The 23,014-nt window shown below is 39.2% G+C and carries 21 protein-coding genes and 1 pseudogene; 1 reads left to right on the forward strand and 21 read right to left on the reverse strand.

Features of this window, described 5'->3' with window-relative positions; all coding sequences use genetic code 11:
- Positions 1 to 88: 88 nt before the first annotated feature.
- The 9 genes from fabG to QFZ87_RS19300 all read right to left on the reverse strand — a co-directional run bounded on the left by fabG (position 89) and on the right by QFZ87_RS19300 (position 9,334).
- A complete protein-coding gene (gene fabG, locus QFZ87_RS19260; RefSeq protein ID WP_309865058.1) occupies positions 89 to 832 on the reverse strand; it encodes a 3-oxoacyl-[acyl-carrier-protein] reductase in 744 nt (247 codons plus the stop codon).
- Positions 829 to 1,776, reverse strand: a complete 948-nt coding sequence (gene fabD, locus QFZ87_RS19265) for an ACP S-malonyltransferase (protein WP_309865061.1) — start codon at positions 1,774 to 1,776, stop codon at positions 829 to 831. Before fabD ends, fabG begins: the two co-directional genes overlap by 4 nt.
- 13 nt (positions 1,777 to 1,789) lie before the next feature.
- Positions 1,790 to 2,794: a phosphate acyltransferase PlsX gene (gene plsX, locus QFZ87_RS19270; RefSeq protein ID WP_309865063.1), complete on the reverse strand. Its 1,005-nt coding sequence runs from the start codon at positions 2,792 to 2,794 to the stop codon at positions 1,790 to 1,792.
- A gap of 12 nt (positions 2,795 to 2,806) precedes the next feature.
- Positions 2,807 to 3,373 carry a transcription factor FapR gene (gene fapR / locus QFZ87_RS19275; protein WP_309865066.1) on the reverse strand — a complete coding sequence of 189 codons (567 nt, stop codon included), beginning with the start codon at positions 3,371 to 3,373 and terminating at the stop codon, positions 2,807 to 2,809.
- A 155-nt stretch (positions 3,374 to 3,528) separates the two neighbouring features.
- Positions 3,529 to 5,577, reverse strand: coding sequence for an ATP-dependent DNA helicase RecG (gene recG / locus QFZ87_RS19280; protein ID WP_309865069.1), 2,049 nt, complete (start codon positions 5,575 to 5,577; stop codon positions 3,529 to 3,531).
- On the reverse strand, positions 5,561 to 6,457 hold the full coding sequence (sdaAA, locus tag QFZ87_RS19285; RefSeq protein WP_309865072.1) for an L-serine ammonia-lyase, iron-sulfur-dependent, subunit alpha: 897 nt from the start codon (positions 6,455 to 6,457) through the stop codon (positions 5,561 to 5,563). The genes recG and sdaAA overlap by 17 nt, the downstream gene beginning before the upstream one ends.
- Before the next feature lie 21 nt (positions 6,458 to 6,478).
- Complete coding sequence (gene sdaAB / locus QFZ87_RS19290; RefSeq protein ID WP_309865074.1) at positions 6,479 to 7,141, reverse strand: L-serine ammonia-lyase, iron-sulfur-dependent subunit beta; 663 nt, start codon at positions 7,139 to 7,141, stop codon at positions 6,479 to 6,481.
- A gap of 112 nt (positions 7,142 to 7,253) precedes the next feature.
- Positions 7,254 to 8,933: a DAK2 domain-containing protein gene (locus tag QFZ87_RS19295; RefSeq protein ID WP_309865076.1), complete on the reverse strand. Its 1,680-nt coding sequence runs from the start codon at positions 8,931 to 8,933 to the stop codon at positions 7,254 to 7,256.
- Positions 8,934 to 8,971: 38 nt separating this feature from the next.
- Complete coding sequence (locus QFZ87_RS19300) at positions 8,972 to 9,334, reverse strand: Asp23/Gls24 family envelope stress response protein (RefSeq protein ID WP_144548976.1); 363 nt, start codon at positions 9,332 to 9,334, stop codon at positions 8,972 to 8,974.
- Positions 9,335 to 9,625: 291 nt separating this feature from the next.
- On the opposite strand from QFZ87_RS19300, the gene rpmB reads away from it, so the two are divergent.
- Positions 9,626 to 9,814: a 50S ribosomal protein L28 gene (rpmB, locus tag QFZ87_RS19305; protein ID WP_007087786.1), complete on the forward strand. Its 189-nt coding sequence runs from the start codon at positions 9,626 to 9,628 to the stop codon at positions 9,812 to 9,814.
- A 203-nt stretch (positions 9,815 to 10,017) separates the two neighbouring features.
- On the opposite strand, the gene spoVM is transcribed toward rpmB, so the two are convergent.
- From spoVM to coaBC, 12 genes and pseudogenes are all read right to left on the reverse strand, one after another.
- Positions 10,018 to 10,101, reverse strand: a complete 84-nt coding sequence (gene spoVM / locus QFZ87_RS19310; RefSeq protein WP_035445740.1) for a stage V sporulation protein SpoVM — start codon at positions 10,099 to 10,101, stop codon at positions 10,018 to 10,020.
- Positions 10,102 to 10,205: 104 nt separating this feature from the next.
- Complete coding sequence (locus tag QFZ87_RS19315) at positions 10,206 to 10,853, reverse strand: thiamine diphosphokinase (RefSeq protein ID WP_309865085.1); 648 nt, start codon at positions 10,851 to 10,853, stop codon at positions 10,206 to 10,208.
- Between the two features lie 55 nt (positions 10,854 to 10,908).
- Complete coding sequence (rpe, locus tag QFZ87_RS19320; RefSeq protein WP_309865088.1) at positions 10,909 to 11,553, reverse strand: ribulose-phosphate 3-epimerase; 645 nt, start codon at positions 11,551 to 11,553, stop codon at positions 10,909 to 10,911.
- A 1-nt stretch (position 11,554) separates the two neighbouring features.
- Positions 11,555 to 12,436 (reverse strand): ribosome small subunit-dependent GTPase A, encoded by an 882-nt coding sequence (gene rsgA / locus QFZ87_RS19325; protein WP_309865090.1) that lies wholly within the window; start codon positions 12,434 to 12,436, stop codon positions 11,555 to 11,557.
- A 98-nt stretch (positions 12,437 to 12,534) separates the two neighbouring features.
- Positions 12,535 to 14,511, reverse strand: coding sequence for a Stk1 family PASTA domain-containing Ser/Thr kinase (gene pknB / locus QFZ87_RS19330; RefSeq protein WP_309865092.1), 1,977 nt, complete (start codon positions 14,509 to 14,511; stop codon positions 12,535 to 12,537).
- Positions 14,512 to 15,264: a Stp1/IreP family PP2C-type Ser/Thr phosphatase gene (locus QFZ87_RS19335; RefSeq protein ID WP_309865095.1), complete on the reverse strand. Its 753-nt coding sequence runs from the start codon at positions 15,262 to 15,264 to the stop codon at positions 14,512 to 14,514.
- 4 nt (positions 15,265 to 15,268) lie between these two features.
- Positions 15,269 to 16,360 carry a dual-specificity RNA methyltransferase RlmN gene (gene rlmN / locus QFZ87_RS19340; RefSeq protein ID WP_309865099.1) on the reverse strand — a complete coding sequence of 364 codons (1,092 nt, stop codon included), beginning with the start codon at positions 16,358 to 16,360 and terminating at the stop codon, positions 15,269 to 15,271.
- A gap of 40 nt (positions 16,361 to 16,400) precedes the next feature.
- On the reverse strand, positions 16,401 to 17,747 hold the full coding sequence (gene rsmB / locus QFZ87_RS19345; RefSeq protein ID WP_309865102.1) for a 16S rRNA (cytosine(967)-C(5))-methyltransferase RsmB: 1,347 nt from the start codon (positions 17,745 to 17,747) through the stop codon (positions 16,401 to 16,403).
- A gap of 1 nt (position 17,748) precedes the next feature.
- Positions 17,749 to 18,693: a methionyl-tRNA formyltransferase gene (fmt, locus tag QFZ87_RS19350; RefSeq protein WP_309865104.1), complete on the reverse strand. Its 945-nt coding sequence runs from the start codon at positions 18,691 to 18,693 to the stop codon at positions 17,749 to 17,751.
- Entirely contained in the window at positions 18,690 to 19,175 is a 486-nt protein-coding gene (def, locus tag QFZ87_RS19355) for a peptide deformylase (protein WP_309865107.1), read from the reverse strand. The genes fmt and def overlap by 4 nt, the downstream gene beginning before the upstream one ends.
- Before the next feature lie 58 nt (positions 19,176 to 19,233).
- Positions 19,234 to 21,646 (reverse strand): annotated as a pseudogene (gene priA, locus QFZ87_RS19360) (primosomal protein N').
- Entirely contained in the window at positions 21,646 to 22,854 is a 1,209-nt protein-coding gene (gene coaBC, locus QFZ87_RS19365; protein ID WP_309865108.1) for a bifunctional phosphopantothenoylcysteine decarboxylase/phosphopantothenate--cysteine ligase CoaBC, read from the reverse strand. Before coaBC ends, priA begins: the two are co-directional and overlap by 1 nt.
- Between the last annotated feature and the right edge of the window lie 160 nt (positions 22,855 to 23,014).

Raw genomic sequence — 23,014 nt, forward strand, 5'->3', positions numbered from 1 at the left:
TCAAGCTATTATAGAGTATTTCAATAAAATAATAAATGTTGTTTTTGATTAAAATTAGATTACTGTTCAGAAACAGTAATTCATTTCATTACATTACCATACCGCCATTTACATGGAAGGTTTGGCCAGTGATATACGATGAGTCATCAGAAGCTATGAAAGCAGTGATTTTAGCGATATCCTTAGCTTCTCCTAATCTTGCTAACGGAATCTGTTTTAACATTTCCGCTTTTACTTCCTCAGATAATTTATCTGTCATGTCAGTAGTAATAAACCCTGGAGCAACTGCATTCACTGTAATATTACGTGACGCTAATTCCTTCGCAGTTGTTTTTGTTAAGCCAATAACTCCCGCTTTTGCAGCCACGTAGTTAGCTTGACCTGGATTTCCACTAACACCAACAACGGAAGCAATATTAATGATGCGACCAACTCGTTGTTTCATCATCTGTCTTGTTACCGCTTTTGTACATAGGAATACACCTTTAAGGTTAGTGTTAATAACATCATCCCATTCTTCTTCTTTCATTCGCATTAAAAGGTTGTCCCTTGTAATACCCGCGTTATTAATGAGGATGTCTAGTTTACCAAAACGGTCAATCGATGCTTTAACCATTTCAGTCACTTCTTGTGTATTTGAAACATCACATTTTATTGCCACAGCATCTCTGCCGAGTGCTTTAATTTCATCGACTACTTCATTTGCTTTTGCTTCGCTGCCAGAAAAATTTACTGCAACATTTGCTCCTTGTCTTGCCAGCTCAAGAGCAATTTCCCTTCCAATTCCTCTTGATGCTCCGGTAACAAGAGCTGCCTTCCCTGTTAAACTCATAGTTTTCCCTCCTTTAAGGCTTCCATTACTGCCATTGCACTTTCCTCATCAGATACTGCGTATGTCTTAACGGTTTTATCAATTTTTTTGATTAATCCTGACAGAACTTTTCCAGGACCAATCTCGATGAAAGTATCGACTCCAAGGTCAATCATTTTAGTAACAGAATCCTCCCATTGTACTGGGGAATATAACTGCTCGATCAACTTATCCTTAATTTCAGAAGCACTACTAACAGGTTGAGCTGTAACATTTATAACAACTGGTATTTCAGCATCCTTCATCTCCATCCCATCTAGCACTTCACGCAACTGTTCAGCAGCTGGTTTCATTAATGATGAATGGAAAGGTCCGCTTACCTCTAAAGGAAGGACTCTTTTTGCGCCGGCTTCTTTCGCTTTCACACCTGCTCGTTCTACCCCTTCGCGTGAACCAGAAATGACAATTTGTCCGGGACAGTTTAAATTAGCTAAAGAAACCGGGAAGCCCTCTTCACTTACTGCTTTTGTTACGACAGAAAGAGGGTCACGATCCAGGCCAAGCACTGCAGCCATAGAACCTTCGCCATTTGGTACAGCATGTTCCATAAACTCTCCACGTTTCCTAACGGCAATTACACCCTCTTCAAAGCTTAATACACCTGCAGCTACTAATGCCGTGTACTCTCCTAAGCTATGTCCAGCAACAAAGTCCGCTTGGATCCCAGATTTTCGAAAAAAGTCTAAAATCGCCAAACTTGTTGTTAACAATGCAGGCTGGGTATTATAAGTTTTTGTCAATTCTTCTTTCGGACCTTCAAAAATAAGCTGGCTGAGTTTGGTATCTAGTGTTTTATCTGCTTTTTCAAAATATCCCATTACCTCGGAGTATTTTTCAGCTAGTTCTTTCCCCATTCCTACTATCTGTGACCCTTGTCCAGGAAACACGAATGCTACCTTACTCATATCGACACTCCTTTTAACGTTCTATTTTTGTTGTCTTGTCCTCTTCAACCGTGTGCTTAATTAAGCCAACGACATCATTACTAACCATTTCTCTCGTTTGACGGATCGCACTAAAAATCGATTGAGCATTAGAAGAACCATGCGCTTTAATAACGGGTGCTTTTAATCCAAACAATCCAGCACCGCCATACTCGGAATAATCCATTGTATTTTTTAAAGTCATAAGATTAGGCTTTAGAACCGCAGCCGCTAGTTTACTTGTAAAACTACTCATAAGCGCCGATTTTAACATTTTAAACATGGATAGAGCAGTACCTTCAATCGTTTTTAATACCATATTGCCTGTAAATCCATCGGTTACGACTACATCGGCTACCCCTTCAAGCAAATCTCTTGCTTCTACATTGCCAACAAAATTTAAATCTGCATTTTTTAAAAGGTCAAAAGTCTGCCTTGTCAGTTCATTCCCTTTCTTTTCTTCAGTACCAATATTTAAAAGACCGACTCTAGGTCTTTCAATTCCTCTTACTTTTTGGCTGTATATAGAGCCCATGATGGCATTTTGAAGCAAATGCTCAGGCTTGGCATCTGCATTTGCACCGACATCCAAGAGCAGGAAGCCCTCTCCACCAATCGTTGGCAGTGTAGGTGCTAAGGCCGGACGGTCAATACCTTCAATTCTACCGACAACAAAAAGTCCCGCTGCCATTAATGCTCCTGTATTACCTGCTGAAATGCAAGCATCGGCTGCTCCGTCGGCTACCTGCTGGGCAGCTAATACCATGGAAGCAGTCTTTTTCCGACGAACCGCTCTAACTGGTTCATCCGTTCCGAGAATCACTTCAGTCGTATGTAAAATAGAAATTCGGTCATGGCTAGTCAGGGTTTCTTTAATTTTATTTTCATCCCCTACTAGCGTGATATGTATATCAGAATATGTTTCAACAGCTTTCATGGCACCTAAGACAATCTCTTTTGGGGCATTGTCGCCACCCATAGCATCAATTGCTAATTTCATTTTTCTCATCCTTTAACCATTTTTCGAACGGTACATTTCAAATTCTCCGGTAAATACGAGCTCATTATTCACAAAACTAGTTACTTCAACAAAAGTTCTGTCAACCTTCTCATCTATTTTTGTCACTTTTGCTTTCGCTATTACTCGTTCATTTAATTTTACCGAACGCTTAAATTGAATATTTGCTTTTGCTGTTAGCGCTAATTCATCATTAATTACTGCAACTGCAAGAGAGTTAGCCTGTGCAAAAACATGATGTCCCCTAGCAATATTATTGCGCTTGAAGACATGTTCTTCTTTAACATCAAAAATAGAGATCGCACTTTGATCTAAGTCTATATCAATGATTTCACCGATAACTTCTTCAAGTGGTAATGAACGCACTTCGTCTTCAAATCGTTTCTCAGCGACTGTTTTAATCCGCTCACGCAGTTCGGGAATGGACAATTCAAGACGGTCTAGACGAATCGTTTGTACACTCACTTGAAATTTTTCAGCTAATTCATCATCAGTAATAAAGGGATTATCTTTTATAGTAGTCGTCAACAAGTGTTGGCGTTCTTTTTTACTTCTTCTCATTATTTTTCACACCGTCCGAGATCTTATGACTAGGTACTAATAGTAGTATAAAATTTGAAAAAGCAGATTGCAAGATTAATTTTCATCCTACATATCTGCTTTCTTTGTTTCAGGAGTCTTCAGGACTACCGAATTACTCAACATAATACCAAGTTTTAATCTAGCTTTTCGCCTTCTAATACTCCTGATTCTTCTAGTTTTTTTCTTAGGTATTCATAATCTGGCTCGTTCCAAAATACATCTGATTGGATCAGCATTGCAGCATCATTTCGTGCTGTTTCGAGTGCTCTGTAATCATGAACCATATCAGCTACTTTAAATTCAGGCACACCGCTTTGTTTTCGACCAAAGAAGTCACCTGGTCCTCTTAATTCAAGATCCTTTTCACTAAGTACAAAACCATCAGTTGTCTCTGTCATAATTCTCATTCTTTCTTGACCGACCTCTGACTTTGGATTGGCAAGTAAAATACAATACGATTGATCACTACCACGCCCCACACGCCCGCGAAGCTGGTGGAGCTGAGACAAACCAAATCTTTCTGCATCATAAATAACCATCATCGTTGCATTCGGTACATTTACCCCTACTTCCACCACAGTAGTTGAAACGAGTACCTGTACTTCGTTCATACTAAAAGCCTTCATTACAGAATCCTTTTCTTCTGAACTCAAGCGTCCATGCATAAGTCCCACTTTATAACGGTCCTGAAAATAGTGGTTTAAAGTAGTATGCACATCAATCGCATTTTGAACATCAAGCTTGTCCGATTCCTCAATTAACGGGCATATAACATAGGCTTGATGTCCCTTCCTTAATTCTTTTTCAACAAAGGAAAGTACACGCTCTAGCATTTCTGGCTTTGCCCAGTAGGTTTCAATCGCCTTTCTTCCCGCTGGCATCTCATCAATAATGGAAACATCCATTTCTCCAAAGACCGTAATCGCCAATGTCCGAGGAATCGGAGTGGCTGTCATAAAGAGTACATCAGGATTCTCTCCTTTTTCCCTTAATACTCTTCGCTGTTCCACGCCGAAACGATGCTGTTCATCGGTAATAACAAAACCAAGCTTCTTAAAAATCACCTCATCTTGAATCAAGGCATGTGTACCAATTAATATATCTACTTTTCCTTCTGCTAATTCTTGCAGGATTTCCCTCCTGCGTTTTCCTTTAACAGAGCTTGTTAATAGCTCACATTTCACCTTGAACGGTTCGAGTAAATTCTTTAAAGATTCTGCATGCTGTTCAGCTAAGATTTCAGTTGGTACCATAAGTGCCCCTTGATAACCAGCTGTTACACTGGCATATAAACCAATCGCAGCAACCACTGTCTTACCAGACCCGACATCCCCCTGTAAAAGGCGGTTCATGCGGAGTTTGGATTTTAACTCCGACAACACTTCATTAACCACTCGTTTTTGAGCATTTGTTAATGGAAAAGGAAGACCTTCAATAAAATCCTTTACTTTAGTTAAATCATAGTTTTGTTCTACTCCTGGAGAATGTTCTCTTTCAAATTTCCTCAATGCCTGCATTTTTAATTGAAATAAGAGGAACTCTTCATAAACAAAACGACGTCTTGCCTGCTTCACTTCCTCCGGGCTATCAGGGAAATGCATGACTCTCAATGCTTCTTGCCTACCCAAGAGACGATATTTTTTTACAAAAACAGACGGAAGAGTTTCCTCAAGTTCACCCCCGTATTGTTGGAAGGCAAGGTGAATAAATTTCCGCATTCCCTTAATTGTTAACTTCCCTCGCAATGAGTAAACGGGTTCAAAGTCTTTGGTTTTTGCATTCGGTCCTGCCTGCATCTCATTGGCTGTAATGGTTTGCCGATGTGCATCCCATTTTCCCGTTATAGTTATGGTTTCATTCATCATGATTTTATTTTTTAAATAGGGCTGATTAAAAAAAACTACTTTAATTAAGTACGATCCAACAAAAAGACGGAACGTTAATTTGGATTTCTTCCTGCCATAATAGACAAGAGAAGGCTCACTATGAACCTTCCCTTCAACCGTTACTTTCTCATCATGCTGTACTTCCGTCAGTTCTTTTAACGAATAATCTTCATAACGATATGGAAAATACTCCAGTAAATCTTGAATCGTAAAAATCTTCATTTCTGAGAATATCTCAGCAGTTTCCTCACCAATTCCCTTTAAGACTGTTATTGATTGGTTAAGATTTGGATTCACTATCTTTGAGCGGTATACCGAAAATCTTCGCTTCGAGTCTTCGACCTGTCGGTGTAGCCGCCAACCCTCCCTGCGCGGTTTCTTTTAGTCCTGAAGGCATCGATTGACCAATTTTATACATGGCATCAATAACCTCATCACATGGAATACGGCTTGTAATGCCCGCTAACGCCATATCAGCTGCGACCATCGCATTTGCCGCACCCATCGCATTTCGTTTCACACATGGAACCTCTACAAGCCCTGCAACTGGGTCACAAACTAAACCAAGCATGTTCTTTAGTGTAATGGCCATCGCTTCTGCGCATTGCTCCGGGGTACCGCCTGCCAGTTCAACAATCGCAGCCGCAGCCATTCCAGCAGCTGATCCAACTTCCGCCTGACAGCCTCCAGCCGCACCTGAGATAGAAGCATTATTTGCAACAACAAAACCAAATGCTCCTGCAGTGAATAGAAAGGAAATCATTTGCTCCCGCGTTGGCTTAAGCTTCCTTTGAACTGCAAATAAGGTTCCTGGTACTACCCCAGCAGAACCTGCCGTTGGTGTAGCACAGATGGTTCCCATTGCTGCATTCACTTCATTCGTAGCGACAGCTTTACTTACTGCATCAAGAATCGTTTCTCCTGATAAGAAATTTCCCTTTTCAATATACTTTTGTAAAAGAACCGCATCGCCTCCGGTTAATCCAGAGTGAGAGGAAACTCCTTTTATCCCTCTTTCAACAGCTTCTTCCATCACTTTTAGATTTCGGTCCATAAATGCAAAGACTTCTTCTCTTGTTCGGCCTGTAACGGAAACTTCCTGTTCAATCATAATTTCTGAGATTTTTTTATTTTGACTATTGGCAAGTTCAACTAATTCAGCAACATTACGAAACACATATCTTCCTCCCTCTAGTTGTTAATCTACAATTTTGGTCACTTTTAATATATTTGGAAGTTCTTCAAGCTCTAGTAAAATGCTATCATCCATATTTTGATCCACTTCAATAGTCATCAGTGCAAGTTTCCCTTTTTCTTTTCGGGATACCTCCATGTGACCAATATTTATTTCATATTTAGCAAGAGTGTTGGAAACAGCAGCAATGGCTCCAAAACGGTCGTTATGAACAACAAGAATAGCAGGATGGTTTCCTGATAACTTTAGTTCAAAGCCATTAAGTTCAGTAATCTCAATTTTCCCACCGCCTATTGAGATTCCTACTAACTCTAGTTCCCCATCATGATCGCCAATGAAGATTCTAGCTGTATTTGGATGATCTGTCACAGCATCTTCTTCTATAAATCGTAATTTCATGCCTCTATCTTCTGCGATATCAATCGCATTTATAATTCTTTTATCATCTGTGTCAAAATCTAATAATCCACCAACAATGGCTACATCTGTTCCATGACCCTTATACGTTTTTGCAAAGGACCCATACAATGAGATATTTGCCCATTTTGGTTCTCTGCCAAATAAACTTCTTGCCACACGACCTATTCTCGCGGCCCCAGCCGTATGTGAACTGGATGGACCTATCATAACCGGACCAATAATGTCGAACACACTTCTATACTTCACATGCATTCTCTCCCTTTGCCTGAATCTATCTCTAAACATTATTCTAAAAATTATTAAACGACACTTATATCAAAAAAAATAGAAGGGTAACCCCTTCTATTTTAGCCGTTCCTTATTCAATTGAAAAGATAAAAGAATATAATGGCTGACCACCATTATGTACTTCTATTTCAACATCAGCAAAGTTTTCTTCCACAAATTGTGTAAGACTGGTTACTTCTTCCTCTGTAACATCCTCACCATAGATAATGGTAAGGATTTCAGAATCTTCGTCTAGCATCTGAGAAAGCAAGTCTTTAGCTGCGTTTTCTTTGTCTTTGTTTTTTATAACAATTTTCCCCTCAGAGATGCCCATGAAATCATCTTTTTCAATTTCTAAGCCATCAATTTGCGTGTCACGAACGGCGAACGTAATTTGTCCCGTCTTAACATGCTGTAGGGCATCCATCATCGCAGACTCATTAGTCTTCACATCTGTTGAAGGATTGAATGCTAACAATGCTGAAAGTCCTTGAGGAACTGTTTTAGACGGGATGACATAAATTTCTTCATCTGAAACATCAGCTGCCTGCTGAGCGGCCATGATAATATTTTTGTTATTCGGTAAGATAAATACCTTTTTTGCATTGACTTCTTTAACGGCTTTCACGATATCTTCCGTGCTCGGATTCATCGTCTGACCGCCTTCAATGACAGCATGTGCACCAATACTTTTAAATAATTCCGCAATTCCTGAACCCATCGAAACAGTAACAATTCCGTATTCTTGAAGTTCTTTTGGAGCTTTAGGAAGCTCGGAATCAATTGCTGTATGGGATTCACCAACAATATTAGAATGCTGCTGACGCATGTTTTCTATTTTCATGTTAATTAAATTTCCATACTTTTGACCATAGGTTAATACTTCACCAGGCTGCTCAGAATGAATATGTACTTTTACTACATCTTCATCAGCAATCACCAATAAAGAATCACCTAACTTACTTAGGTCGTTACGGAAATTACCTTCATCAAATGGATGCTTGGTCACCTTATCAGCTTCAAACCTTACCATGAATTCTGTACAATATCCAAATTCAATATCCGCTGTATTCATATGACTCTGGACACTTTTATGATGCTCCGCATTAACCATTTCGTTCATTGAAGGAGTAATAGGAGATTCAGGAAGCTTTTCACCCTTTAAAACTGCAAGGAAGCCTTCGTAAACGAAAACAAGTCCTTGTCCGCCACTATCTACCACACCTACTTCTTTTAATACGGGTAGTAAATCAGGCGTACGTTTTAATGAAGCCTTTGCTTCTTTCACCACTTCTTCCATGATCATAATAATATCATTGGATTTTTGGGCAGCTTGCACACCCTTCTTAGCTGAATCCTTCGCCACGGTTAGGATCGTTCCTTCTACAGGCTTCATTACCGCTTTATAAGCTGTTTCTACGCCTGCGTCTAATGCTTGCGCAAAATCTTTCGCGGAAATCTCAGCTTTCGATTCAACCGCTTTAGAAAAGCCACGGAATAATTGGGAAAGAATAACTCCTGAATTTCCACGTGCTCCCATTAGCAACCCTTTTGAAAGGGAAACTCCAACTTTACCAATATGTTCCTGAACATTATTTCTTACTTCCTTCGCCCCGGAGGTCATTGATAAGTTCATATTTGTTCCAGTATCACCGTCGGGCACAGGAAAAACGTTCAAAGCATCAACCATTTTAGCATTTGCTGCCAAATGATTTGCACCTTGAATTACCATTTCGGCAAAACGTTTTCCATCTAATGCTGTTATTGACACAAAATTTTCCTCCTCTACTTGCGGTTCGCAGTACGAACTTACGGATTCGTTACTCGAACTCCCTGAACGTAAATATTTACCGAGTCAACGGCAAGTCCAACTGTCTTATCGAGGGTATATTTAACCTTTGATTGCACGTTGTGGGCAATTTCGGAAATTTTCGTTCCATAGCTAACAATAATGTACATATCAATATGTAATGCCTCATTTTCCTGGCGTACAATTACGCCTCGAGTAAAGTTTTCTTTTCGTAGTATTTCCGTAATCCCATCTTTAATTTGATTTTTAGAGGCCATACCGACGATACCATAGCATTCGATAGCTGCTCCTCCGGCAATGGTAGCGATTACTTCGTTTGAAATATCAATTTGTCCGTACTTAGTTTTTAATTCGATGGACATGAATCGTTCCCCCTTTGGAAAATTGCTCCTTGACTACAGTCATTTTACTATAGTCAACCCAATATTGAAAGTCATACTTGCCTGTATAATATAAGAGCATTTAATTAATACCTATGTCAAGGCTTTTTTCTTGAAAGGTTTGTACACAACTATTGCATTCAATTGGGTTGTGTGATAAATTATTAAGGTATCTCAAGACTAGAAAATTTGGTTAGTCAATTTTCTATATCCAGATGAGCATCTAAAAGATAGCTGTATAAAGCCTTTTGGTAGTTAAGGAGGGAAATCATTATGCCACGTAAATGTGTAGTAACTGGAAAGAAAACAACAACTGGTAACGCACGTTCACACGCTATGAACGCAAACAAGCGTACATGGGGTGCTAACCTACAAAAAGTACGTATTCTTGTTGATGGAAAGCCTAAGCGTGTTTGGGTTTCTGCAAGAGCGTTAAGATCAGGTAAAGTAGAACGCGTATAATAAAGGACCTGAGCATCCTATATTTGGATGCTCTTTCTTTTTGCCCAACAAATAGGATATGACTAAGAATTTGAACAAAAAAGTACAAATGTACTCCATTCCTTTATTATTCCCAATTAAGAAAATAAAAAGCACCCAGACGAGGCGGGTGCCAAAAAAGGGTATTAACTAAAACGATACCATTCTTGTACTTTTATATATTTCTATTCATTCTTTTTAAATGCCCCAATCATCGCTCGGACTAGTCCGCCTAAAAATTTTGGCAGTTTAATTGTATAAAATTTCATACTGTCCCTCCTCACAAATCTCCCAGCTTATTTAATCTAACTTTTTTCGTACGCCCTAACAGTTTATTCTAACGAACGAAATCAGTACCTAATAGTTTTGCCTATTAATCGTGACTTCTTATCACTATTAATATGCCTTCGGAAAATGAAAAAGTACCATAATCACTAATAAGTTCATTACTAATACATAGTGTCGATCCAAGTGAAATATGCCGGTTTTTCAATGGAAATTTAAAACCTTCCAGTGTGAGATTACTAACTTCAAGGGTTAACGGTACAAATGAAATGTATTTTTGTCCTTTCTTTTTTTCAATGGTATAGCTTCCCGGATCACTTAAAAAAACCGTGTTAAAGCGGTCAATCAAGGTCACATGAGCGGGGTTTTTTGCTCTTAATGGGTTTAACAATAGATGTACATTGGCTAATAAATGGTCTAATCTTCCCCCGGTTGCCCCAAATAATCGGACAATAGACGGTTTCTGCTCTAATGCCCAGTTAAGGGCAAGTTCCATGTCAGTTTCGTCTTTCTCTGGTTTAAATTTCTTAAGTTCAGAAACCTGTCCTTCAATGAAGTTCCATTCTTCCTGTGAAACAGAATCGAAGTCTCCAAATGCAATGGTTGGTTTGATGTTTTTTCTTAATAAATGATATACTCCGCGGTCTACTCCAATCCAAATGCTGTTTTCTTCTATATATTCTGTTAAGTCCGGGAGCAGGTCTTCTGGACCTCCCGCAAGAATGTTAATAATCATAAACAAAATCCCCTTTTTTATAAGGAAAGAGGCTGACTGTGTCAACCTCTTCTTTCTAGCCTTTAATTAATGAAATTGCTTTTGCATAGTCAGGTTGATTATATACAGCTGATCCTGCAACAAGGACAGTTGCCCCTGCTTCAATGCAATCTTTTGCTGTTTCAGGGTTGACACCGCCATCAATTTCGATTTCAATATCTACCCCTTTTTGCTCAGCTAACGCTTTTACTTTTTTGATTTTGGGAAGAACCTCTGGGATGAATTTTTGTCCCCCAAACCCTGGATTGACTGACATTAATAACACCATATCAATGTCACCAATAATATGTTGAATGGTCTCAACTGGGGTCGCTGGATTTAAGACCACCCCTGCCTTGATTCCAAATGATTTAATACTCTGAATGGTCCGGTGGAGATGACGACATGCTTCCACATGAACAGTTATATAGTCAGCTCCCGCTTTAGCAAACGCTTCTATATACTGATCAGGATTTTCAATCATTAAATGAACATCAAGCGGCAATTTTGTGACTGGACGAATCGCTTCCACTATAAGTGGACCAATTGTAATATTGGGTACAAAATGACCATCCATGACATCAATATGAATGTAGTCAGCTCCTCCTTTCTCTACAGCTAAAACCTCTTCTCCTAATTTAGAAAAATCAGCTGAAAGAATTGAGGGTGCTATTTTCACCATGTTAGTACCTCGGCTTTCTATCTTTTATTTCTTGGAGGAAGTCCACATAATGTTGATACCGGTATCCCGGTATTTCACCTGATTCAACTCCCGACTTTACTGCACATTTAGGCTCAGTCACATGCAAACATCCTCTAAACTTACAATTCTCACTGGCTCTTTGTATCTCAGGAAAACAAGAAGTTAACTCTTCTGCTTCAATGTTTGTAAATTCTAATGAGCTAAATCCTGGTGTATCTGCAATGAGACCTTGGCCAATTTGAATGAGTTCAACATGTCTTGTTGTATGCTTCCCTCGGCCTAGATGGGATGATATATCATTTGTTTTTAATTCTAAATCAGGTCTCAGTACATTTAATAAGGAAGACTTTCCTACCCCCGATTGTCCTGCAAAAACAGAAATTTTATTCTCCACATGTGGATTTAACAATTCAATCCCCATTTCTGTTTCTGATGATGTAAGAATGACCTCATAACCAGCTTTCCGATAGTGTTCTGCGAATTCAGCTATCACCTGTTTTTGCGCTTCATTTGTCAAATCCATTTTTGTAATACAGATTAGTGGTTCGATGTGATTATACTCAACTAAAACTAGAAACCTATCCAATAGTACTGTACTAAAGTCAGGCTCAACAGCCGAAAACACAAGAATAGCCTGATCAACATTGGCAATGGGTGGACGCACCAATTCATTTTTGCGCTCTTTAACTTCTAAAATGTATCCTTCTAAATCATTTTCCGCTTGAAAAACGACCTCATCTCCCACAAGTGGGGTAATCTTGTTTTTTCGAAAGATGCCTCTTCCCCTACACTGGATCAGTCTTTCATTATGAAGAACATAATAAAAACCACTTAATGCTTTAACAATTTTTCCTTCAGGCATAGCTACACTCCTTGCCTCTCATTCTAAACAAATCGTTTGGCTTCCCTTTAAAATCTGTACGAGCACATTCATTTTTATACAGGCAGATTTAGCTTCATTTATTCCACATCTGAGTAGTTTTTATTTTCATCAATAATAACTTTTGAATCACGAATGACCTTGTAGCCGGCTTTCTTCCCGTATGGAATCATTAATTTAATTTGTTTCTTTGTATTTTCCGTAATATAGAAGGTCTCTGCAGGTTCTGTCATACTATGATTCATATCCTCAATCAAGATTGTAACAAGCTGCTTCTGACCGGGCTCTCCTGGAACTGCTGGCTCAAAGGGAATATCTAGTTCAATGATGACCTCTTTTGGTGGTTTATCTTCTTTTCCTTTTGATATCACGACCGTCACCTTGTCTCCCTTTTTCAACTCGGTTCCTGGTTCAGGCGATTGGGATATAACCATACCTGCTGGGATAGTATCATCATATTTTTCTTGTGAAGCATCAAGGGTTAATCCTACTAGAGAGGCATAATCTTGCGCTCCTTTTAAATTGTATTGTGTTAAATCCTTTAATACAATTTTTTCCGGCCCCTTACTCACTTCAAACTCTAATTCAGTTTCCTCAGGAACAACCTTTTCGCCACCTGAAGGATTCTGACTTATGATGGTTCCAGGCTCACTATCATCGTGTTTCTCGATTTTTTTAATATCTTTGAAATTATAATTATCCAACAAACGAATGACATCTTCATATTGCCGGCCCACATAATCGGATAGTTCAAATTTTTCTTTGCCCGTACTAATATAAAGGTTTATTTTTGAATTCTCCTTTACTGTCGTGCCGCTTTCAGGATTAGTCTTTACCACTTTTCCTTTTTCCACGTCTTCATCTTCGATCTCAATCTTTTTATCCACTTCTAACCCACTTAGCTTGAGCTTGGATATTGCTTCATCCAACTCCATGCCGCTTACATCTGGGATTTTTACATCCTTCGGAGATAATAATCCAGGTAAAAAGGTAATTGCTAATAATCCAAGAATGGCTAATACAAGAAAGGTAGATATTAATATTACCGGCCACTTTTTACGTTTCTTTTTGCCTGAGCCCTCCTTTAAGTCATCCTTTGGACCAGGCAATGGTTTCTCATTACTATGAACTAATGTTTCATCCAAATTTTTAAGTGGTTTATCATTTGTTATAACTGGAATCGCTTTTGTAGCATCATTATCTATCGGAATAACAAACTTTGCTTCATTTCCCCTTTCAGTGTCAAGCGCCGTGCGTAAGTCTTCTTCCATTTCTTCTACACTGTTATAACGATGAAATGGATCTTTGGCAGTTGCCTTAAGAACAATGTTTTCCACACTTTGCGGAATGTTTGAGTTCCACCTTCTTACGGAAGGTGTTTCCGACTGGAGATGCTTTAAAGCGATGGACACGGCTGATTCACCCGAGAATGGGAGCCGCCCAGTCAACAATTCAAACATAACAATTCCTAAGGAATATATATCCGACTTTCCATTTGCCATTCCACCACGGGCTTGCTCGGGTGATAAATAATGAACAGAGCCTAAGACTGAATTAGTCTGTGTGATGCTTGTTGCACTTAGTGCCATAGCAATTCCAAAATCAGTCACCTTTACATTCCCATCATGGTCAATCAAGATATTATGAGGCTTAATATCACGATGGATTATATGATTTTGATGAGCATGAGAAATGGCTGAAGTTAACTGTCTCATGATCCCGATGGCATCCTCGACTTTTAATGGAGAATTCTGCTGTATGTATTGTTTTAATGTCTGTCCATCCACATATTCCATCACAATATAATATAAATCATTTTCCTCGCCGACATCGTAAATACTAACAATATTAGGGTGTGCAAGGCTTGTTGCTGATTGAGCTTCCCTACGGAATCTCCGGATAAATTCCTCGTCATTGGCAAAATCAAGGCGAAGCATTTTAACAGCCACATCACGATCAAGGATCATATCGTGCGCTAAATAAACATTAGCCATTCCGCCTCCGCCAACCATATCCAAGATTTTATAGCGGCCGCTTAATCTTTTTCCAATCATCATTTATGCATCACCCTCGCTGACGTCACTAAACTCTACAATAGCCAGTGTAATGTTATCTTCTCCACCGTAGTTGTTGGCTAGTGCGATAAGTGAATCTGCTTTTTGTTCTAAAGGATCTTCATTTAAGAGAATGGTCATCATTTCTTTTTCACTTACTTTATTTGAAAGACCATCTGAACATAAAAGGATAATATCCCCTTCTTCGAACATTATGGTTTTAGTATCCAACTCAACCATTTTTTCTGTTCCTAAAGCTCGGAGTAACACATTTTTTCTTGGATGGTGTTCGGCATCTTCTTTCGAGATTTGTCCAGACCTCACAAGTTCATTTACAAGTGAATGGTCTTCTGTAACCTGTTTAAATCCAGATTCATTATAAATATAGCCACGGCTGTCTCCAATATTTGCTAAGGTTGCAAAGCGATCAGTGGCTATAGCCGCAACGATCGTTGTACCCATTCCATCACATTCAGGATGATTCGTCGCATGGTCGAACAGTATTTGATTAACTACTGTTATTTTTTCCTTCAACCATTGCTCGGCTTCCTCAGCAGTAGCAATTCCTTTAGAGGCTTCCCATTCACTTTTTAATTGTGTAATTGTCATTTCACTGGCAACATCACCTGCACGGTGACCTCCCATCCCATCAGCAACAATGGCTAGGCGATCACCATCCTGGTTTACAAATACTCCTCCAGCATCCTCATTATGAAGTCGTACTTTCCCTCGATCTGTCATGAAAACTGCTTTCATATATTTACCTCGTCTCCTCTTTTCGCTCCTTTGCACGAAGTTGTCCACATGCTGCAGCAATATCTGACCCCTGCTCTCGGCGAATTGTCACATTAATACCACGTTTTTTAAGTGTTTTTTCAAAAGCAAAAATTTTGTCCCTTGGAGTACGAACATAATCCCTTTCAGGGACATAATTGACTGGAATTAGATTCACATGGCATTTAACCCCATTTAAAAGAGTTGCTAATTCCTCTGCATGCTCTGTGGAATCATTCACTCCACCAAAAAGACCGTATTCAAAGCTAATTCGACGACCTGTCTTATCGATATAATATCGTACTGCTTTCATTAAGTCATCAAGTTTATACGCTTTGTTGATTGGCATTAACCTTGAACGCAATTCCGTATTCGGAGCATGTAGTGAAATAGCAAAATTAATCTGCATATCTTCATCAGCAAACTGATAAATTTTAGGTACAATACCACTAGTCGAAACGGTAATATGCCGTGCTCCGATATTTAGTGCTTTTTCATGATTGATTATTTTTAGAAATGACATCATATTATCATAGTTATCAAATGGTTCACCAATACCCATAATGACCACAGAGCTTACGCGTTCCTCAGTTTCATCAAGTGCCTGTTGTACCTTAACTACTTGGGCAACAATCTCTCCTGCTTCTAGATGCCTTTTCAATCCACCTAATGTCGATGCACAAAAGGTACAGCCAATTCGACAGCCAACCTGAGTTGTAACACAAACGGAGTTCCCGTAATCATGACGCATTAGAACGGTTTCAATCGAATATCCATCATGAAGTTCAAATAAGAACTTAATCGTTCCATCAGCTGAAGTCTGTTGAATGACCGTATTTAAGGTAGTGATTTGAAAATGATTTGAGAGCTTATCTCTTAAGCCTTTTGCTAAGTTGCTCATATCTTCAAAAGAAGTAATTCTTTTTTTGTAAAGCCAATCGAAGATTTGCTCTGCACGGAATGGCTTTTCTCCATTCTCTGATAACCATTCCTTTAATTGATGAAGCTCCAAGGAATAGATGGAGGGCAGGTTATTATCTAATGTTGTTTTCTTCTCAGTTGTATTTAATTGTTCCAACTGTTTACACCTTCTTTCAATTGTCTAACACCTGTGGCGCTTATACTTTTTTTAGTACTGCAATATAAAATCCGTCTGAGCCAAAATCCTGTGGAAAAACTTGCAAATCATATCCTGTTATGAATGGCTGAACAGCTTCCGGCATCCTATTTTTAAAAGTTAAATCAGGTTCAAAGTCTGGATTATTCTCCAAGAACTTCATTACAGTATTTTCATTCTCCTCTTTATCCACTGTACATGTACTGTAGACAAGAATGCCACCCTTTTTTAGTAAAGGCGATACTGACTTTAATAAATCCTGCTGTATGGTACTTAACCGCTCTAAATCTTTTTCAGTTTTTGTATATTTCATATCGGGTTTTCGTCTCATCACTCCAAGGCCAGAGCATGGAGCATCGAGAAGAATGCGGTCAAATAATACATCCTTAAACTTATCCTGTAGATGTCTGGAATCAGATACACTTGTTTTAATATTTTCTAACCCTAAACGGCGTGCATTATCGTTAATTAATCGTACCTTATGCTGATGGAGATCAACCGAAATCACTTCACCCGTATTATTCATCTTTTCAGCAATATGTGTACTTTTTCCGCCTGGTGCTGCGCAAGCATCAAGGACAAACTCATTTCTCTCTGCCCCTAATGCGTAAGTAGCAAGCATGGAGCTTTCATCCTGAATGGTAAACATTCCATATTTAAAGGAAATCGTGGAAGCTAAGTTTCCCTTTAAACATCTAATTGCTTCAGGTATTATAGGACTTTTTTCAATTTGAAAGCCATCCTCTTCTAAAAGTGCAACACATTCATCTCGCGAAATTTTTGTCAGATTCACTCTTGCTGTTTGCATAGGTGCTGTTAAGTTAATTTCACACATTTCTTTTGTTTTATCAAACCCAAATTGATTCACCCATCTTGTTACGAGCCATTCTGGATGACTTGTTTCCATTGCTAATCTTTTGTTTGGATCAGAAATTTCATTTAATGAAGGGAGTCCTTTTCTTTGTATACTTCGTAAAACTCCATTTACCAAACTGGCAATTCCTTTATGTCCTCGCTTCTTCGCAATATCTACTGCTTCGTAGATAGCTGCTCGATCTGGAATACGATCGAGATACACCATCTGATAAAGCGTAAGCCTGAGCAAATGATGAATCCAATCAGCTAATTTTTTATTATCTTTGATAAACGGATTCAGGTAGAAGTCCAAGGCCATTTTTCTTTGCAAGGTTCCATAGGTTAATTCCGTTAACAATCCCACATCTTTTTGTGACAGCTCATTTTTTTCAATCGTCGTGTTAAGAAGTAAATTGCTATATGATTGGTTTTTCTCAATTGTTGTTAATAGGTCCAAGGCAATTTCACGTACATTATTTTTCTTCGATGTCATTTTATTCTCCCAGCTTACTGCCTAATGATATTTTTGAACCGGCACCGCGTAAAAATTGCTCACACATCATTTTGGTTTTACCTGAAGGCTGAAGCTCTAGGATTTTTATGGCCGTTTCATTTCCTGTACTTACTATTAATCCATCTGGTTCTATTTTTACAATCGTTCCTGGATCATTTCTCTTTGAGTCAGCAACTTTTTCGGTTCGCCAAATTTTTACTACCTGCCCCTCCATAGTGGTAAAAGCAACGGGCCAAGGGTTTAATCCACGGATATGGTTATAAATTTGTTCACCTGTCTGGCTCCAGTCAATCTTTTCCTGCTCTCGTTTAATATTTGATGCAAATGTAGCCTGTTCCTCATTTTGAGGTTGAGAGGTAAGCTTTCCATCTAATAAAAGTGGCAAGGTTTCTGATAACAATTTTGATCCAGCAGCACTTAGCTTATCATGGAGTGTTCCTACGTTGTCCTCTTCAGTGATCGGAACCTCCACAGTTGTTAAAATATCCCCGGCATCTAATTTCTCTACCATATACATGATTGTCACACCGGTTTTCTTTTTCCCTTGAATGATAGCGTAGTGGATTGGGGCACCGCCACGAAGTTCTGGCAGAAGGGATGCATGTACATTTATGCAGCCGTATTTAGGAGCATCCAACAGCTTTTTAGGTAATATTTGACCAAAAGCAGCTGTTACAATAAGATCCGGCTCTAAGGAAAGGATTTTACTAAGCTCTTCTTCTTGACGGATTTTTTCTGGTTGGAAAACGGGGATGCCATGTTTCAAGGCTTCCACTTTAACAGGAGGTGGGGTTAACACCTTTTTTCTTCCTACCGGCCTGTCAGGCTGAGTGACTACGCCTATTACCTCATATCCGTCCTCAATAATTTTTTGAAGAACAGGGACGGAAAAATCCGGGGTACCCATAAAAACAATTTTCGTCATTCACTTTCTACTCCTTTTAACTCATCTTCCTCAAGGTATCTTGTTACCTTAGATGTAAATAAGATTCCGTTAAGATGGTCAATTTCATGTTGAATCGCTCTAGCCAGGAACTCTTCTGCTTCTAAAGTATATTTCCTGCCTTTTCGATCAAATGCTTCTATCTTAACAAAATTCGGCCTTGTCACCTCGCCAAATAATCCTGGGAAACTTAAACAGCCTTCAGGGCCTGTCTGTTCGCCCGATGTTTCTAAAACACGAGGATTAATCATCTCAATGGTGCCTAATTCATCATCAATATCAACAATAGCGATACGTGCATTCAATCCTATTTGCGGTGCGGCTAGACCCACTCCGTCAAATTCAATCATCGTATCATACATATCATCTAGTATTTTCGCTAGCTTCTTATCAAAATTCAACACTGCCTCACAATTTTGCTCTAGTATCTCTGCAGGATGAATAACAACATTTCTTACTGCCAAATCAGTTCCTCCGTTATGCCCATTAAAGAGCATTCTTTTATTATTATTTTCACCCAGTTTACATTAAGATAAACGGGTTGACATCAATAGAAACCAGTAAACCACTCTTTGTATCCATTTGATATTGATCTAGAATGGTTTTTAACGTTTTTGTCATGTTCGGTTCCCGCTTGTATTTTATCAGACATTGATAGCGATATCTATTATTAATCCTAGGGATCGGCGAAGCAGCAGGTCCCAAAACTACTGCTTCCTTTGAAAGCTGCGAGCGGACATAGTTTACAATTTTCTCTGTAGCTGATACGACTGTGATCAACTGCTCATGACTAATAGTTATGAGTGAGAGGTAATAAAACGGCGGATAATGGTGAGTTTTACGAATCATCATCTCCCGCTGATAAAATAGATCATAATCCTGTGTACCAGCTAACTCTACACTGTAATGTTCAGGGGTATAGGTTTGAATAACAACCTCCCCTGGCAGTTGGTGGCGCCCCGCCCTCCCACTTACTTGGGTTAAAAGCTGAAAGGTTTTTTCAGAGGCCCGAAAATCTGGTAAATGGAGCATAGTATCTGCCGAAAGCACACCAACTAGTGTGATATTTGGAAAATCAAGACCTTTGGCAATCATTTGAGTGCCTAACAAAATATCTGCTTTTCCATCTTGAAAATCCTTTAGTAACCTTTCATGCGCTCCCTTTCTTCCAGTTGTGTCCACATCCATCCTGATGATTCTTGCTTCTGGGAGGATTTTGCCGAGCTCTTCTTCAACCTTTTGTGTGCCCGTTCCAAAATAGCGGATATACTCACTTGAACATTCAGGACAACTCTTAGGAACATACGTTTCGTACCCGCAGTAATGGCATTTCATTTGCTCATTTACCCGATGGTAGGTAAGGGAAATATCACAGTATGGACAATTCATGACATACCCACAATCCCGGCACATAACAAAGGATGAATGACCTCGTTTATTTAAAAATAAGACAGATTGTTGCTTCTTCTCAATTCGATCTTGCAGCTTTTCAAAAAGCTTTCTAGAAAACATCGACCGATTTCCTTCACGAAGCTCCTCGCGCATATCAATAATATCGACAGAGGGAAGCGATTGGTTATTCATACGACTTGGTAGCGATAATAGCTGGTACACCTTTTTTTGTGCCCTTGCAAACGATTCAAGGGATGGGGTAGCACTGCCAAGGACAACGGGACAGTTGTACGTCTTAGCTCTTTGGACGGCCACGTCTCTTGCATGATATCTTGGCATTTCTTCCTGCTTATAGCTCGTTTCATGTTCCTCATCAATAATAATAATTCCAAGGTTTTCAAAGGGAGCAAAGATAGCGGAACGAGCTCCGACAACCACCTTTACTTCCTTCCGTTGAATCTTTCGCCATTCATCGTATTTTTCACCAGCCGATAACCCACTGTGCAATACCGCAACTAAAATCCCCGAATCTCCCTTTAAAGCGATTAACCATCTGAGGAGTTAGAGCTATTTCTGGAACAAGAACAATAGCTTCTTTTCCTTTTTCAATTACTTCCTGTATGGATTGTAAGTATATTTCCGTTTTCCCACTTCCTGTCACACCATAGAGGAGGAAAACTTCATGTTTTTTATTCTCAATAGAATCTAAAATCGGTTCAATGGCTGTTTGCTGCGAAGAAGTTAGAGGTAATGGTTTAGTTCGTTCAAATGATCGATTTTCATAAGGATCCCGATAAACCTCCAATTCAAACTCTGTAAGTAGCTGCTTATCAACCAAGGCTTTAATGGTAGAGGAAGTGGTATTTATTTCTGCTGTCAACTTCCGTAACTCAACAGCATGAAAATTCTCAACAAAATAGTGTAAAACTTGCTTTTGCTTTTCAGCTCTAGCAGATAGACATTTTGCTTCTTCCTTCAATTCCTCAAGAGACACGAGCGGTCGAATAAACTTCATTTGTTTTTTTCGTACTCGTTCTTTGACTTCGTAAATTACTTCAAGATTGTGTTTGGCTGCTTCACGCTGCAAGACAGGGACAATTCCAGTAGATATTGCCTCTTCCCACTTTACCATTCCATCGTTTTTGAACAAATCCTGAAGATTTAGCGGAAGGTCAGAAACCCTTGCATTCGAGGCAAGCTTCACTTTTTTTTCATACTTTGCTTTTAATGCTGCCGGCAGCATGACCTGAAAGGCAGAAATTTTAAAGCAAAGTGTATTCTCTGTCAGCCAGTCACCAAGTTCTAGTAATTCATGATTTAATACGGGTTCGAGGTCCATTGGTTCAATGATTTCTCTTAACTTTTTAAATTTTGATTCAGCTTTGATGTCCATTACAAATCCTTGGATATTTCTCGGTCCGAAAGGGACAACTACCCTCATCCCTGGTTGAATGGTGCCTATCCATTCTTCCGGTATTAAATAATCGAAGGTCTTATCCGTTTGTTTTGTTGGGACATCAACAATAACACTTGCAATATTCATTATTTTCCAGATCCTTCTATAAGAGAAGTAATTTCATCAATAATCTTTTCGGCAACAGCCTGTTTTGACATGAGCGGTAATTCAGTAACCATTCCAGAACGTTTAAAGAGCGTCACAATATTCGTATCTGTTCCGAACCCAGCACCCTCTGCTTTCACATTGTTGGCGACAATCATATCTGCATTTTTTCTGTTTAATTTTTTGGTTGCGTATTCTTCGATATGATCGGTCTCTGCGGCAAACCCAACTAATATTTGATGCTTTTTCCTTTTACCTAACTCAAACAGAATATCTTTTGTTCTTTCTAATTCAATGCTGGAGTCACCTTCTTGCTTCTTCACCTTGTGGTCATAGGTTGTTTTAGGCCTATAATCAGCTACAGCTGCCGTCTTAATTACAACATCGACACTGTCGTAGTGGTTCATAACGGCATGATACATATCCTCTGCACTTTCAATGTTGATGACTTCCATTCCAGCAGGTGCCGGTAACTGGACTGGACCCGAAACTATGATGACACGTGCACCTTGTCTCTGTGCCGCTTCTGCAAGTGCATAGCCCATTTTTCCAGTTGAATGGTTAGAAATAAAACGTACAGGGTCAATTTTTTCACGGGTGGGTCCCGCAGTAATTAAGACTGTTTTGCCTTTTAGTTTTAATCCTTCCTTACTAAAAAAAGCCTGGACTAATTCAACGATTTTTTCTGGTTCTTCAAGCCGTCCTTTTCCAACATATCCACAAGCCAGATAGCCTTCACTTGGTTCAATAAATTGATATCCGTAATCAGCTAAAGTGGCAATATTTTTTTTCACTGCCGGGTGGTCGTACATATGTACATTCATTGCTGGAGCAATCCAAACGGGTGCCGTTGCAGCTAGCAACGTTGTCGTAATCATATTGTCAGCAACACCATGAGCTAATTTTGCGATGGTATTAGCCGTTGCTGGTGCAACTAAAATTAAATCAGCCCAGTCAGCTAGATCAATATGGGCAATAACCTGCGGATTTTTTTCATCGAAGGTGTTTGTATATACCTCATTGCGGGACAGTGCTTGAAAGGTTAATGAGGTAACAAACTTTTCAGCAGATTCACTTAAAATGACTTTCACCTTTGCACCTGCTTGAACAAGTTTACTTGTTAAGGCTGCTGCTTTATAAACAGCAATTCCTCCTGTCACACATAATAAAATTTTCTTATCCTTTACCATGACCCGAATCCCCCATTTCTTGTCCGTCCAATAATCTTTACCTTCTATTATGCTGTAATAGTAACATTTTTTCATCTTTTTCCTACTGTATGTCGACAAAATTCAACTTTCATAGTTAAAGCCAAATAAAAAAGGCTGACACGTAAGGAATTTCCTTTGT

This window comes from Bacillus sp. SLBN-46, from assembly GCF_031453555.1.
Taxonomy (GTDB): domain Bacteria; phylum Bacillota; class Bacilli; order Bacillales; family Cytobacillaceae; genus Neobacillus.